General features: G+C 67.3%; 18 protein-coding genes and 1 tRNA gene. 10 read left to right on the top strand and 9 right to left on the bottom strand.

Going from position 1 to position 12,279, the window contains the following annotated elements; all coding sequences use genetic code 11:
- Positions 1-3 precede the first annotated feature (3 nt).
- The 9 genes from GGQ93_RS13905 to GGQ93_RS13945 all read left to right on the top strand — a co-directional run bounded on the left by GGQ93_RS13905 (position 4) and on the right by GGQ93_RS13945 (position 5,030).
- The gene (locus GGQ93_RS13905) at positions 4-459 is read left to right on the top strand and encodes a chemotaxis protein CheW (protein WP_054764758.1); all 456 of its coding nucleotides are present in this window, start codon (positions 4-6) and stop codon (positions 457-459) included.
- Complete coding sequence (locus GGQ93_RS13910; RefSeq protein WP_054764759.1) at positions 456-1,316, top strand: CheR family methyltransferase; 861 nt, start codon at positions 456-458, stop codon at positions 1,314-1,316. Before GGQ93_RS13905 ends, GGQ93_RS13910 begins: the two co-directional genes overlap by 4 nt.
- Positions 1,316-2,356, top strand: a complete 1,041-nt coding sequence (locus GGQ93_RS13915) for a protein-glutamate methylesterase/protein-glutamine glutaminase (protein ID WP_182715089.1) — start codon at positions 1,316-1,318, stop codon at positions 2,354-2,356. The genes GGQ93_RS13910 and GGQ93_RS13915 overlap by 1 nt, the downstream gene beginning before the upstream one ends.
- A gap of 17 nt (positions 2,357-2,373) precedes the next feature.
- A complete protein-coding gene (locus tag GGQ93_RS13920; protein WP_054764761.1) occupies positions 2,374-2,763 on the top strand; it encodes a response regulator in 390 nt (129 codons plus the stop codon).
- Positions 2,760-3,305, top strand: a complete 546-nt coding sequence (locus tag GGQ93_RS13925; RefSeq protein WP_054764762.1) for a chemotaxis protein CheD — start codon at positions 2,760-2,762, stop codon at positions 3,303-3,305. The genes GGQ93_RS13920 and GGQ93_RS13925 overlap by 4 nt, the downstream gene beginning before the upstream one ends.
- Positions 3,305-3,646, top strand: a complete 342-nt coding sequence (locus tag GGQ93_RS13930) for a DUF8776 family protein (protein WP_054764763.1) — start codon at positions 3,305-3,307, stop codon at positions 3,644-3,646. The genes GGQ93_RS13925 and GGQ93_RS13930 overlap by 1 nt, the downstream gene beginning before the upstream one ends.
- A 4-nt stretch (positions 3,647-3,650) precedes the next feature.
- Positions 3,651-4,244, top strand: coding sequence for a response regulator (locus tag GGQ93_RS13935; RefSeq protein ID WP_054764764.1), 594 nt, complete (start codon positions 3,651-3,653; stop codon positions 4,242-4,244).
- Positions 4,241-4,738 (top strand): hypothetical protein, encoded by a 498-nt coding sequence (locus GGQ93_RS13940; RefSeq protein WP_183217819.1) that lies wholly within the window; start codon positions 4,241-4,243, stop codon positions 4,736-4,738. Before GGQ93_RS13935 ends, GGQ93_RS13940 begins: the two co-directional genes overlap by 4 nt.
- A gap of 215 nt (positions 4,739-4,953) precedes the next feature.
- Positions 4,954-5,030 (top strand) — tRNA-Arg (locus GGQ93_RS13945).
- Between the two features lie 55 nt (positions 5,031-5,085).
- Here GGQ93_RS13945 and GGQ93_RS13950 read toward each other — a convergent pair.
- From GGQ93_RS13950 to GGQ93_RS13985, 8 genes are read right to left on the bottom strand one after another with little or no spacing between them, the layout of a single operon-like run.
- A complete protein-coding gene (locus GGQ93_RS13950; protein WP_183217821.1) occupies positions 5,086-6,195 on the bottom strand; it encodes a tyrosine-type recombinase/integrase in 1,110 nt (369 codons plus the stop codon).
- A complete protein-coding gene (locus GGQ93_RS13955) occupies positions 6,171-6,365 on the bottom strand; it encodes a hypothetical protein (RefSeq protein ID WP_183217823.1) in 195 nt (64 codons plus the stop codon). The genes GGQ93_RS13950 and GGQ93_RS13955 overlap by 25 nt, the downstream gene beginning before the upstream one ends.
- 4 nt (positions 6,366-6,369) lie before the next feature.
- Complete coding sequence (locus GGQ93_RS13960; protein ID WP_183217825.1) at positions 6,370-6,987, bottom strand: hypothetical protein; 618 nt, start codon at positions 6,985-6,987, stop codon at positions 6,370-6,372.
- Positions 6,984-7,244 (bottom strand): hypothetical protein, encoded by a 261-nt coding sequence (locus GGQ93_RS13965; protein WP_183217827.1) that lies wholly within the window; start codon positions 7,242-7,244, stop codon positions 6,984-6,986. Before GGQ93_RS13965 ends, GGQ93_RS13960 begins: the two co-directional genes overlap by 4 nt.
- The gene (locus GGQ93_RS13970) at positions 7,241-7,675 is read right to left on the bottom strand and encodes a hypothetical protein (RefSeq protein ID WP_183217829.1); all 435 of its coding nucleotides are present in this window, start codon (positions 7,673-7,675) and stop codon (positions 7,241-7,243) included. Before GGQ93_RS13970 ends, GGQ93_RS13965 begins: the two co-directional genes overlap by 4 nt.
- Entirely contained in the window at positions 7,675-8,091 is a 417-nt protein-coding gene (locus GGQ93_RS13975; protein WP_183217831.1) for a hypothetical protein, read from the bottom strand. The genes GGQ93_RS13970 and GGQ93_RS13975 overlap by 1 nt, the downstream gene beginning before the upstream one ends.
- Complete coding sequence (locus tag GGQ93_RS13980) at positions 8,091-10,049, bottom strand: ParB/RepB/Spo0J family partition protein (RefSeq protein ID WP_183217833.1); 1,959 nt, start codon at positions 10,047-10,049, stop codon at positions 8,091-8,093. Before GGQ93_RS13980 ends, GGQ93_RS13975 begins: the two co-directional genes overlap by 1 nt.
- Before the next feature lie 13 nt (positions 10,050-10,062).
- Complete coding sequence (locus GGQ93_RS13985; protein ID WP_183217834.1) at positions 10,063-10,542, bottom strand: hypothetical protein; 480 nt, start codon at positions 10,540-10,542, stop codon at positions 10,063-10,065.
- Positions 10,543-10,755: 213 nt separating this feature from the next.
- Here GGQ93_RS13985 and GGQ93_RS13990 point away from each other — a divergent pair, with 213 nt between their 5' ends.
- On the top strand, positions 10,756-11,256 hold the full coding sequence (locus GGQ93_RS13990) for a hypothetical protein (RefSeq protein ID WP_183217836.1): 501 nt from the start codon (positions 10,756-10,758) through the stop codon (positions 11,254-11,256).
- On the opposite strand, the gene GGQ93_RS13995 is transcribed toward GGQ93_RS13990, so the two are convergent.
- A complete protein-coding gene (locus tag GGQ93_RS13995; RefSeq protein ID WP_183217838.1) occupies positions 11,253-11,978 on the bottom strand; it encodes a LexA family protein in 726 nt (241 codons plus the stop codon). The two genes, GGQ93_RS13990 and GGQ93_RS13995, sit on opposite strands and share 4 nt — an antisense overlap.
- Between the last annotated feature and the right edge of the window lie 301 nt (positions 11,979-12,279).

Here is a 12,279-nt window from a genome sequence, read left to right on the forward strand (position 1 = left end):
CCCATGACAGAAGCCAACGACACCCAGCGCGAACTCATCGCCTTCCGCATCGGCCGGCAGGAATTCTGCGTCGACATCATGTCGGTGCGCGAAATCCGCGGCTGGACGCCCGCAACCCCCCTGCCGCGCTCGCCCGGCTATATGAAGGGGGTGATCAATCTGCGCGGCACCGTCCTGCCGATCATCGACCTGGGCGCCCGGTTCGGGCTTGAGACGTCCGAGCCGACCGCCCGCCACGTCATCATGGTGGCCCATATCGGCGGCCGCATGGTGGGGCTGCTGGTCGACGCCGTGTCCGACATCCTGGAGATGAACGACGCCGCGGTTCAGCCGACGCCCGATGTCGCCAGCGATCAGGTGAAGACCTTCGTCAAAGGCATTTTCTCGATCGACGGGCGGATGATCAGCCTGATCGAACTGGACCACATCCTGCCCCAGGTCGAGGCCGAAGCCGCATGAACCCCGCCCCGGGACGGGGGTCGATCGTCGAAGGCGAGTTCGTCTTCACCGCCGACGACTTCCGTCAGATCGCCCAGATGCTGCACGCCCACGCCGGCATCGCCCTGAACGAGGGCAAGGCCGCGCTGGTCTATTCGCGTCTGGCCAAGCGGCTGCGGACCCTGGGCCTGACCAGCTTCCGGGACTATTGCGCCCTGGTCGAGGGCGCCGACGGCGTGGACGAGCGTCAGAAGATGACGGCGGCCCTGACGACCAACGTCACCCGCTTCTATCGCGAGCCGCATCATTTCGACGATCTGCGCGACCGCGTCATGCCCGATCTGGCCGCGCGCGCCCGCGCCGGGGGCCGGGTGCGGCTGTGGTCGGCCGCCTGTTCGAACGGGCAGGAGCCCTATTCGATGGCCCTGACGGTGCTGTCGGTCCTGCCGGAAGCGGCCGACCTGGACGTGCGCATCCTGGCGACGGACATCGACCCCAATATGGTGGCCCAGGGCTATGACGGGGTCTATTCCGAAGAGGCGCTGGAGCCGGCGCCGGCGACCCTGTGGCGCAAATATTTCAACCGCGCGGACCGTGGAAACTGGGTGGCGGGGCCGCAGCTGAAGCGGCTGGTCACCTTCCGCGAACTGAACCTGATCGGCGACTGGCCGATGAAGGGCCGGTTCGACGTGATCTTCTGCCGCAACGTGGTCATCTATTTCGACGATCCGACGCAGGAGCGGATCTGGAGCCGGTTCACCCCGCTGATGAACCCCGGCGCCACCCTCTACATCGGTCATTCCGAGCGCGTGTCCGGCCCGGCGAGTCGCCAGCTGCAGACCGCCGGCCTGACCACCTACCGCCTGGGAGCCGCCTGATGGCCGATCGCGTCAAAGTCCTGGTCGTGGACGACAGCCTGACCATGCGCGGCCTGATCTCGGCCGCCCTGAAGTCGGACCCCGAAATCGAAGTCGTCGGCACCGCCGCCGATCCGCTGGAGGCCCGCACGGCCATCAAGGAGCTGAATCCCGACGTCCTGACCCTGGACGTCGAAATGCCCAATATGAACGGGCTGGAGTTCCTGGATAAGATCATGCGGCTGCGCCCCATGCCGGTGGTCATGGTCTCGACCCTGACCGCAGCGGGCACGGACGTGACCCTGGCGGCGCTGGAGATCGGCGCGGTGGACGCGGTCGCCAAGCCGGCCGTGGCCAGCGCCGAGGCCTTCCACGAACTGATCGGCAAGGTGAAGACGGCGGCCCGGTCGCGGGTTCGCGCCCGCGGCGACGTGCCCGCCGCCGCCGCCGCCCCCAGCGCCTATCGCCCCGCGCCCAATCACGTCCTGGCCATCGGCTCCTCCACCGGCGGGGTCGAGGCCCTGCTGACGGTCTTGAGCGGCTTTCCCGCCAACTGCCCGGCGACGGTCATCACCCAGCACATGCCGGCGACCTTCACCTCCAGCTTCGCGGCGCGCCTGGACCGGGTCTGCGCCCCGGCGGTCAGCGAGGCCGTGGACGGCGCGCCGCTGAAGCCCGGCCACATCTATCTGGCGCCCGGCGGCGCCGCGCACCTGGAGCTGACGCCGGGCCTGTCGCCGCGCTGCCGCCTGGTGAACAGCGAACCCGTCAACGGCCACCGTCCGTCGGTGGACGTGATGTTCGATTCCGTCGTCCGTCTGAAACGGCCCATGACCGGCGTGATCCTGACCGGCATGGGCAAGGACGGCGCCAAGGGGCTGAAGGCCATCCGCGATGCGGGCGGCCGCACCCTGGGTCAGGACGAAACCACCTCGGTCGTCTATGGCATGCCCAAGGCCGCCTTCGAACTGGGCGCTGTAGAGCGGCAACTGCCGCTGCACCGCCTGGCCCCAGCCATCCTTGATCTGTGCGCCGATCCGGCCGCACGGTCCGTCGCCTGACACCGGGAGCCGTACTCATGCCCGCCGCCGCCTCACTCCACTGCCTGGTCGTCGACGATCAGATGACGATGCGCTCTCTGGTCCGCACCAGCCTGCAACAGCTCGGCGTCCGCGAGATCCGCGAAGCCGCCGACGGCGAGATCGCCCTGCGTGACATCATCGCCAAGCCGGCCCATCTGATCATCTCCGACTACAACATGCCCAATCTGGACGGGCTGGGTCTGTTGCGCGCGGTGCGTGCCCACCCCCCGACCTCCAAGACCGCCTTCATCATGTTGACGGGTCGCGCCGACCGCGAGCTGGTCCAGCGCGCGGTCCAGTTCGGCGTCAACAATTACCTGGTTAAGCCTTTCACCGTCGCCCAGCTGAAGGGCAAGATGGAAGCCGTCTTCGGCGCCCTGACATGACCTTTTCCGCCCTGAAGGACACGCAAGAAAAGCGTCTGCACGTCGGACAGGGCGAACACCATGTCACGCGCGATCCCAATGTGGTGCTCAGCACCATTCTGGGCTCCTGCGTCGCCATGTGTCTGCGCGATCCGGTCGCCGGGGTGGGCGGCATGAACCACTTCCTGCTGCCCGAAGGGTCCGGCGCCGGCACCGACGCGGGCCGCCGCTACGGCGCCTACGCCATGGAACTGCTGATCAACGACGTGCTGAAGGCGGGCGGCCGGCGCGATCGGCTGGAGGCCAAGCTGTTCGGCGGCGGCCGCATGTTCGACTCCCTGCGCGACGTGGGTCGCTCCAACGCCGATTTCGCCGAGAAATTCCTGCGTGACGAAGGCATTCCGGTCGTCGGCGGCAGCCTGCGCGGAGACGGCGGGCGCCGGGTCCACTACTGGCCCGTGACCGGCAAGGCTCTGCAACGCGCCGTGACCGACACTGTGGCGCCGCGGCCCGCGCCCGTCGCCCCGCCTCCGGTCGATACCGGCGCCCTGGAGCTGTTCTGATGCACGCCCCTCCCGAACACGCCGAACTGCTGGTCGCCGTCGCCGACGAGCTGACACGGGTGCGCGAGGGGATCGACCATGTCGAGGCCCTGGTCAGCCGTCTGGTGCGCCGCGCCCCGGCCGAGGATCGGGCCGAGGCCCTGACCGAGGCCCAGGCCCTGGACGCCCTGACCCAGCGGCTGGAGGCCCTGTCCGGCGTCCTGCGTATGCTGGGCGACGGGGCCACCCCGGCCGAGTCCGTCAGCCGCATCTCCCTGGCCGACATGGCGGTGCGGCTGCGGCCCGCCGCCGGCGTCAAGGTCTCGGCTCCGCCCGATTCGGGCGATCTGACCCTATTCTAACGCCGTGACCAAGGCGCCCGATAAGGTCAATCTGGCGCATTCCACCCTGCTGCTGGTCGATGACCAGCCGACGTCGCTGGATCTGCTCAGCTCGATCGTCCAGGGGTTCGGAGTGCGCGAACAGCTGAAATGTCCGTCCGCCAAGGAGGCGGTAGAACTGCTGCGTCGTCGGGCGGTGGACCTGATCCTGGTCGATTGCGCCATGCCGGAGATGGACGGCTACGACTTCGTCACCTGGCTGAGGCGCGAGGCGCCCGAGCCGGCCCGTTTCACGCCCGTGATCATGATCCTGGGCCACGCCGCCCAAGCGCGGGTCGCGCGCGGCCGCGACTGCGGCGCCAGCTTCATCGTCGCCAAACCCCTGACGCCGTCGGTCCTCCTGCGCCGCATCGTCTGGCTGGGCGCCCAGAACCGCCAGTTCATCGAGGCCGAAAACTATGTCGGGCCGGATCGGCGCGTCCACAACTACGGCCCGCCGCCCGGCGAGGATGGCCGCCGCAGCACCGACCTGTCGGGCGAGGTCGGCGAGGCGGTCGGCGAAAACATGAACCAGGACGATATCGACATGCTGTTGAAGCCGATGAAGGTGAACCTGTGACCGCCGCCTCCAAAGCCGTTTCTCAGGATGTCTCAAAGCCCGCCGTGCGGATTCGCGACATCACCACCTCGCTTCAGCGGCAGATGGCGCGCCCCGGCGGCATAGATATCGAGGCCGCCGTCGCCGCCGCCGAACAGGGACTGGAGGGGCGCCGGGAGGAAACCCTGCGGGTGATCCAGGACAAGGTCCAGGCCTTGGCGGCCTTCTGCGCCGGTCGGCCCGCCGCCCCGGAGGCCGAGCTCTACGCCATCGCCTCCGTCCTGGTGGATACGGCGGGCTTTCTCGACATGCCCGCCTTCTATGAGGCCGCCTACAGCCTGTGCGAGGTCGTCAGCCGGATGTCGGCGGCCGAGGCCTGGTCCTGGCCCTCGATCGACGTCCATGTCCACGCCCTGTCGCTGATCCTCGGCGAGGGGGGCGGCGCCTCGGACGCCAATTCGACCCTGCTGGCCGGTCTGCGCGCCGTCGTGGACCGCACGCCCGCGCCCGGTTAAGCGCGATCCGCAGCCGGCGGAACAGGGGCGAAACGAATCAGGACCGAATCGCGGACTCGCGCCGATTCAGCCTTTGTTCACCCCAAGATATTGTATCTTAAGACAGATTAACCACAATCGAGTTGAGGCGGCTCCGACGGCGCGGCCAAGAAAATGCAGTTCGCCGCACCCACCGTCTTCCCCCCTCCGCCCCGACCCGCTAGTTCACCCCTGCGGGCCCCGTAGCTCAGCTGCATAGAGCAAGGCTTTCCTAAAGCCGAGGTCGCAGGTTGGAGTCCTGCCGGGGTCGCCATGCTTCACGTTTTGTTGTTTCAGAACAAAGCGATAGGGGCAAAGTGTCTAACCGGTTAGACACGACCTGTTCTGGTTTCGGCCTCTTCCAACCTGGCCATGGCGTCGTCGGCCAGGTGCGCCTGGCTGGCTTCGCGGGTGTAGCGGGCGACTTCGCTTAGGCTGCGGTGCCCGAGGATTGCGGCGATCTGCTTCTCCGAGCACCCGGCTTCGGCTAGTCGGCGGCCGGCCGACTTGCGCAGTCCGTGCGGACTCTTGCCCTTGAGGCCGGCGGCGGCGCAGGCGTCGCGGAACCAGTTTCCGAAGCCCTCGACCGTGAATGCCGATCCTGCCTGCGTCGTCACAAAAGTTAGGTGTTTTTTGGCCGTCGGATGGGCGGCGTCGTAGGCGGCGATTTCGGCCGACAGGGCGGTGTGAAGGCGGATCTTCAATCGGGCCGACGTCTTCTGCTGGGCCACGCTGATCCGACCGTCCTTCACATGTTGCCGGCCCATGGTCACGACGTCAGAGCGTCGCTGGCCGGTGTAGAGGCACAGGGCGAAGGCCAGGCGCTCTCGCGTGCCGGACTTCCAGTGGGTCTCGAACTGCGCGATCTCCTGTTCGGACCAGCCCTTGATGCCCCGGTCGCGTTTGCGCGCCACCTCTGTTTCGGTCACTGGATTGTCCTGGCGCCAGCCCAGGCGCACCGCCAGGCGGAAGACGCGGCGGAGGCGTTTGCGGAGATTGACGGCCGCCTCCGGCGTCGCGGCCATGGCGAGAAAGATGGCCTCCAGGTGGTGGGCCTGAATGCTGAGCGCGCCCTTGTCGCCGTGGGCGGTTCGAAAGCGGTCCAGCTGGCCGCGATAGGCGCGCCGGGTGCTGGGCGCCAGTTGGGTGAACTCGGCCGAGCGGTAGTATTCCAGGATCAGGGCGGTGACCGAGCGAGGCTGGATCCGGCTGGCGGCCTTTTCGGCCGCGATGACGGCGTTCGGACGCGGCGCGCGCGCGTCGGCCATCTGGTAGGCGGCCATGAATTCGGCTGTGCCGGGTTCGCCGGGCAGGGCGACGGTCGCCAGACCCTTGCGCCGATAGTAGTAGCGCATGCGCCCGTGACGATCCTTGTACGCCTTCACATAGGCGATCTCGATCTTGGCCATGGCCTTCATCGGGGCAGAACGACGTCCCATTCGTTCGACCCGCCGATCCCTGCAACGGCGACCGGGACCGGGTCGCCAAGGATCAATCGAAAGCCGCCCTCCTTGGGGAAGTCAACCGCAGCGACCTGACGCCCGCACTTCTCCATCGCCACGATCGCGCGGCGTATGTCGGCGACAGAGAAGGCGGCGCGGGCCGTCATGGGGTCAGGCGCGCTCCAGGACACGAAACGAGACCGCCCAGACCCAAGGGTTGGCGTCCCAGCTGCCGGCGCCGTTGATGTGCTCCCAGAGGCTGTAGTAGGCGCCGCGAGCGTCACATCCGGCGAACTCGGGCTTGCCGTCGAACCAGACGCCATTCGCGCAGGGGGAGGCGCCCTCGGCCATAGCGTCGGCCTCGCTGATGTCCTGGAGCCGTTCGACCCGGACTTCCGTGATCTCCAGCGTCAGGCGGGAGGCCCAGCGGGGCATGTGGATGGACGGGCGCCAGCGGCCGGGCCTTGATCGCTCCCAGGCCGCGGCGTAGACGGCCGCGTCGTGATCGTCTCCCGGCTTGAGCGTCTGCTGGACGCCTTCGCTCATGGCGTAGGCCGTGCGGGGCACGATCGCGTGCATCTCTCGTACCCACAGCCGATCTCCGGGGGCGCTGTAGGGGCAAAGACCGTTTGCAGGATCGGCGACGAAGCCGGGGCCGAACCCCGCATCGGCCAACCATTCTAGGGCGCGGCTCTTCACGACCCGCCGAGTCTGGGCCTTGGTGCCGTCCAGCAGGGCGCGGACCATGGGGCCGCTGAAGAGGATGGGGCGTTCCTTGGGCGCAGTCATTGGGACGCCCCCGGCAAGCCCTTCAGCAGGACCTCGAGAATATCGGGGTCGGTGACGTCCGGCGTCGCCAGGCGCAGGGTGGTGCGTGCAAAGACGGTCGCAGCGGCGGCGGCGGCGGAGACCACGACCTCGCGTTGGTAAGGGGTTTCGCAAAGCATGAAGGTGCGCCGGATCGTGGCGCCGACGTCGTCGGCGACCTTGCGTCCGAGGTCGCTGGCGAGGGCGAAGTCCGCAGCGTTGGCAGGTTCCGTGCTCATGCCCGCACCTCCCCGTCTTTTGGAGCGGCGGACGATTTCAGGGCGGAGAGGACCTGCTCCGCGAGCGAAGAGACGTCGATGGTCAAGAACGCCTTTGGCGTCGGGATCGCCAGGGTCGCGTTGCCGTCTTCCTCAACGAACGCATCGGGGTTCTGACGCAGCAGGTCGCCGTGGATCGCGTCCATGATAGCGGTGTGCAGGTCGCCAGGTCGCGCCCTGTCGGTATGGGCGACTGGGGTCGGGCGGATTTCACCGCCAACCGTGCTCTCGTTGAACGACCGCTGGAACTTCTCCACGGAGATGCCGAACATGTGGGGCTTGCCGCTGTCGTCAGCCCACGGGAAGCTGACCGCCTCGGCAATCGCGTTGAGGGTGCGCTGGTACGGGAAGTCGAACGCCACAGGGGCGGTGGTGGGGGAGGTCTGGGTCATCACGCGGCGTCCTCCATGTCGGCGGGCAAGACCAGGCGGTTACGGCGTAGGGCGGCCTGGAGCGTCTCGCGGCCCCGGCCGTCGAGGTAGGCGTGGCCGATCAGGCGGTCGCGGTCGTTGGCGGCGTCCAGAGTGAAGACGCTGACGGCGCGGCGGGGCTGGGGATCGCCCTGGATCTCCAGATCCTCAGTCTCGACCAGCTCCAGGGCCTGAAGGCCGCGTTCGCGCTGGATGTGGCGGGCCAGGGCCTCCAGGTCGGGAAAGACCTTCGGCTTGGCGGCGGGGTCGGCGGACAGAATGGCATAGCGGGCGTCGGCGGGCATGACGGGTCTCCGGCGATAAAGGTCGGCTGGGATGGCGGCGGGGTGGTGATGGGCCGCCAGCAGGGCGGCGGCCTCGGTCCAAGGCGGACGCATCAGGCGGCCTCTTCCTGCTCCGAGTCGGCGTCGGCCGTGCCGTCGTCGCCGGTCGGCGTGTCGCCAGCGGCGGCGAGGTGTTCGTGGGTCAGGATGACGGCGCCCTCGTGGGTCCAGTCGAAGCCGTCCTCGCCGAACGCGACGCCATTGTCGTCGAGGAAGCTGGCCAGGATCTGGGCGGCCAGTTCGTTCGCCTGTTCCTCTGTCAGGTCGGGGCGGCGGTCGGCGGCGACAGCGGCGATCGCCTCGACGAACTCATCTTCACTGGTTGCGTCAGGCTGGGCGGGCGTGGGGGTCAGGACGCCGCCGGCGGCGTTGGCGGCGACCACGATCATCTGATTGATCGCCAGTTCCTGTTCACTGGGCGCGGCGTAATGGCCGAAGCGGTCTTTCACCGTCTTGCCGTTGGCGGCGGCGATGACGCCGGAGGGCAGGGCCTGCCAAGGCAGAGGGCGGTCCAGATCGCTGGCGATGCTGACGACCTCATCCGGCTGGCCCGCTTCCGGGCGTTCCTGGGCCGCAGCCAGAAGGCGGAGGTGGCGCTGGCGGGCCTGGGCCCAGACCGCATCGCGCGCCGCGACTGCGGCGGCGCGGTCGCGGTTCTCCTGCTCCCGCTTTTCGGCCTCCAGACGGGCTTCCTTCACCAGGGCCGCGCCCTCCGGCGTCAGTTCGCCGGGTTCGGCCAGCCAAGGCGTTGCGAGAATCGGCGTTTCGTCGTCCCAAACCGGAGCGTCATCGCCGAAGACCTTGGCCTGGGCTTCACGCAGCATGGCGGTCCGCGCGGCGCTGCTCGCGTGCAGTCCGGCGGGCAGGGCGGGCGCGCACCAGTCCAGCCTGTGAGGCGCGCTGTAGGCGTGCTTGACGGTAAAGCGGCCCAGGTGGGCGCCGTAGCGTTGGATGTCCGAAAACAGCAGGATCCCCAGCTCTTGCAGGCGCTGGGCCTCCGGTGTGTCGCGGGCGTTCGGCGCCACTACCACTTCGTTCCAGAGATTGCCGTGGCGGGTCATTTCATAGGCGGCGAAAACAGTTTCGACGGCGGCCAGCCACTCGGCCGGCGTCAGATCGATGGGCTTGGGCGCATTATCCTTGGCCGACAGCTTCTGGCGGGCCTCCCGCACCGACAGGTGTTTGGGATCGTCGCGGGGCAAGGTCATCCGGACCTGATCCGCTTCGTCCAACGTCAGAAAGCGACGATGCTGCTGGATGTGTTCGGGGGTGTAGCCCAGGCGTTCGGCGATCAACTTGTTCTCGAAGCCCAGCGCCGCCAGCTGTTCGAAGCCCTTGGCCTTCTCGATCGGGTTCAGCTTTCGCCGCAGCAGGTTTTCCGCGATGGCGGCAAAGCGGGTCTCCTTGGCGTCCCGGTCCAGCAAGCGGGTCAGGATCGGCGCATCGGCTTCCCAGTCGCCGTCGTTGATCGCCTCGCCGATGGCGCGCCAGCGGCGTTCGCCGGCGACGAGGCGATAGCGTGGCAGGGTCAGTTCGCCGGTCGGTGTGACGACGGTGATCGTCGCGTCCTGAAGGTCATCCTCGGCCATGGGGCGCACGACCAGGTTCTGAAGCAGGCCGTTCTTGACGATGTCGGCGCGAAGAGCGTCCAGCTCCTCCCTGGCCTCTTCGCTGGTCCAGTCCTGACGGGCGTTGTCCGGATCGGGCAGGATCTGGTCGTGGCGCAGGGCCAGCAGCCCGTCGGGCAGAGTCTCAGCGCCCTCTGCGGTTTCGGCGCGGTTGATGGCCTCCAGCTGCAACAAGCCGTCCGAGGTCAAACCGTCCGCCATCGGATCCGGCAAAAGCAGGCCGGCGGCGGCCATGCCCTTCATCGTCTTGCCGAGGTTGGAGTCATCACGGCCGATGGCGGCCGCCAGCATCTTGATCGTGGGCGTGGCGCGCCGGGCCTGGGGCGTGGCCAGGGCGCGCAGGACGTCGGCGTTCTGGACGGCGAGGATGTTCAGTTCGGTCATGAGCGGGCTCCGGTCAGGCGAAGGCGCGCAAGGCCAGGAGGGCCGTGGCGAGCAGGAGGACGGCGATCAAGGTTCGACCGCCCGACCCGCCGGGGCGCCCCCGCAGGGGGCCGTCGTTCGGACGGCGGCGCTCGGCCTGGTCCGCGGCCTGGTCGAAACGCAGGGCCAGACCCAGGGCCCCGGCGAAGGCGTTGTCGGCGCGCAGGCCGGCGGCGACGTCGCGGGCCTGATCCGGCGTCAGCAGGCGGTCATAGCCGGGCGTGACGACCGCGACCCGCCCCTGTCGCGACAGGCTGCGATGGGGACAGACGCAGGGTTCGGCCCAACAGGTCGATTCCAGCGCCAACAGACAGTCGGCGACCGGATCGACGCCGGCGGATGCGGGGCGTTCGACCAGGGCGTCAACCCGGCGGGCGAGCCGGGCGGCGGCGGGCGGAGACAGGCGACGAACCAGGTTCGTCGGCGAAGAGGGGAAGGGCTGGACGTTGGACATGGCGCGGACGCTCCCGTGGATGGGCGTCCGCACCGGCCCTCGACGCTTTCAACCCGAAGGCAGCGCCGAGATCAGCGGGGGAACCGGGTCGCGTTGGCCGGTGCGGACAAGGCAGACGCTCGCATTAATGCAAGTTCACAGTCAAGAGCATTTATGCAAGTCGCAGTGAGGCGTGCGAGCCACTACCCTCAGAGCACCTATGGGAGAGGTATTATGATCGCGATTGTTGCTGCGCTTTTGATGACCGCTTCGGCAGCTCCGAGCCCTGACGAGCGTGAGGAAAAAGTCGGCGATTGGACCATGATCTCAATTACGGATCCGATCACAGATGAGGGTCGGATGGTGGCAGTGATCCGTGGCGAAGGCGGTACGCTCGGTATTAAGTGCGATGCTCCAGGTCGAGACAGCGTTTATATTCATTGGATCTCCGACGACTATTTCGGCGGCGACTTCCAGCGCCGAAAAATGACCGTTCGGTTCGACCAAGACGCGCCGTTCGATGATCGCTGGGCCTACGAGACCGATAACGCTATTCAAACATGGGACCGCGAGGCGATGAGCTTTGCACGTCGCATAGTAACCGCGCAGCGGGTGGTTCTGCGCGGTCTGGATTTCCGTGGGGCATCGCAAACTGGGATCTGGACACTTCGTCCGGAAGACACCCGCATCGCTGTCGAGCGCGTATTTGAGACTTGCCGCGCTGGAGCGCTTTAGCGGCGGCGCGGTCGGTAGCTTCCGATGACCAGGGCTGCGACTTCGATCTCGATTGATTGATCTTCTTCGACACCGTCGACCAGGCGTACCGGTTCCTGCCATCGGGGATTAGACGACCGAGGCCAGAACTCAAAGGTGCCTGACTGGGTTCGAACAACCTCCTTTACCGTCCTCTCCATTTCCGCGCCGTTGTTGCGCCGCCGGACTAGAACAACGTGATCGCCATGCTGAGGCGCGTAGCCAAGCGCCAGAGCATCTACGACATGGATCAACTCCCCATCGCGATATTCACGGTCCATTGAATCGCCGGACACGCGCTCAAGCCACTGCGGAAAGCTGGCATAGGCCGGGTCTGGGGCGACGGTGCCGGAGCCGTAGAAGACCTGACTGTCAGAGATCTCCTGCCAGTTGCCAGCGCCCACTTCATATCGGATCGGCAAGAACTCGGCCCCCACCATTTGCGGTTCGGAGCTGTTAGTTTCGGGAGCCGCTACGCCAATTGCGGACGCCAGCCGTGAGAGCGTGCGGCTGGAGGTGACGTACTGATAGTCTTCCTTGAGTGCGCGGTGGATCGTGGACTCAGCAACGCCCGCACGTTTAGCCCACTGCTTCACCGTCAGGCCGGTTTCAGTCAGTGTTTCCTGAAGCCAGGAGCGGATGGCGGCAGCTGTCGTCATGGGCTTGCATTGTTGCAAGTTCTCCCCGGTTTGGGCGACTTGCATTAATGCGCTTGACGTCGCTTGCATTAATGCGTCACTCTGCGCGCCATGTCTCCAGAGATCGCCGCCTTTGAGAACGAGTGCGCCGCCGCCGGCGTAACGCCCGCCGCTGCCGTCGAGGCTGGGGGACTGAACCCTTCCACATGGTTCAGGTGGCGCAACGGCGCCTCGTCTCCCAACCTCCGCAGTTTCTCGGCGGCCCGTGAGGGTTGACGTGACCCCCGTTTCTCATCCAGCCATAACGAGAGTCCTTTGGTGATCTGAACTGGGGTTGGTGGGGTTGGCAAGAGGCCGGTCAGCGTAG

Origin of the sequence: Brevundimonas aurantiaca (genome assembly GCF_014199955.1) — a bacterium.
In the GTDB taxonomy this organism is placed as follows: Bacteria; Pseudomonadota; Alphaproteobacteria; order Caulobacterales; family Caulobacteraceae; genus Brevundimonas; species Brevundimonas aurantiaca.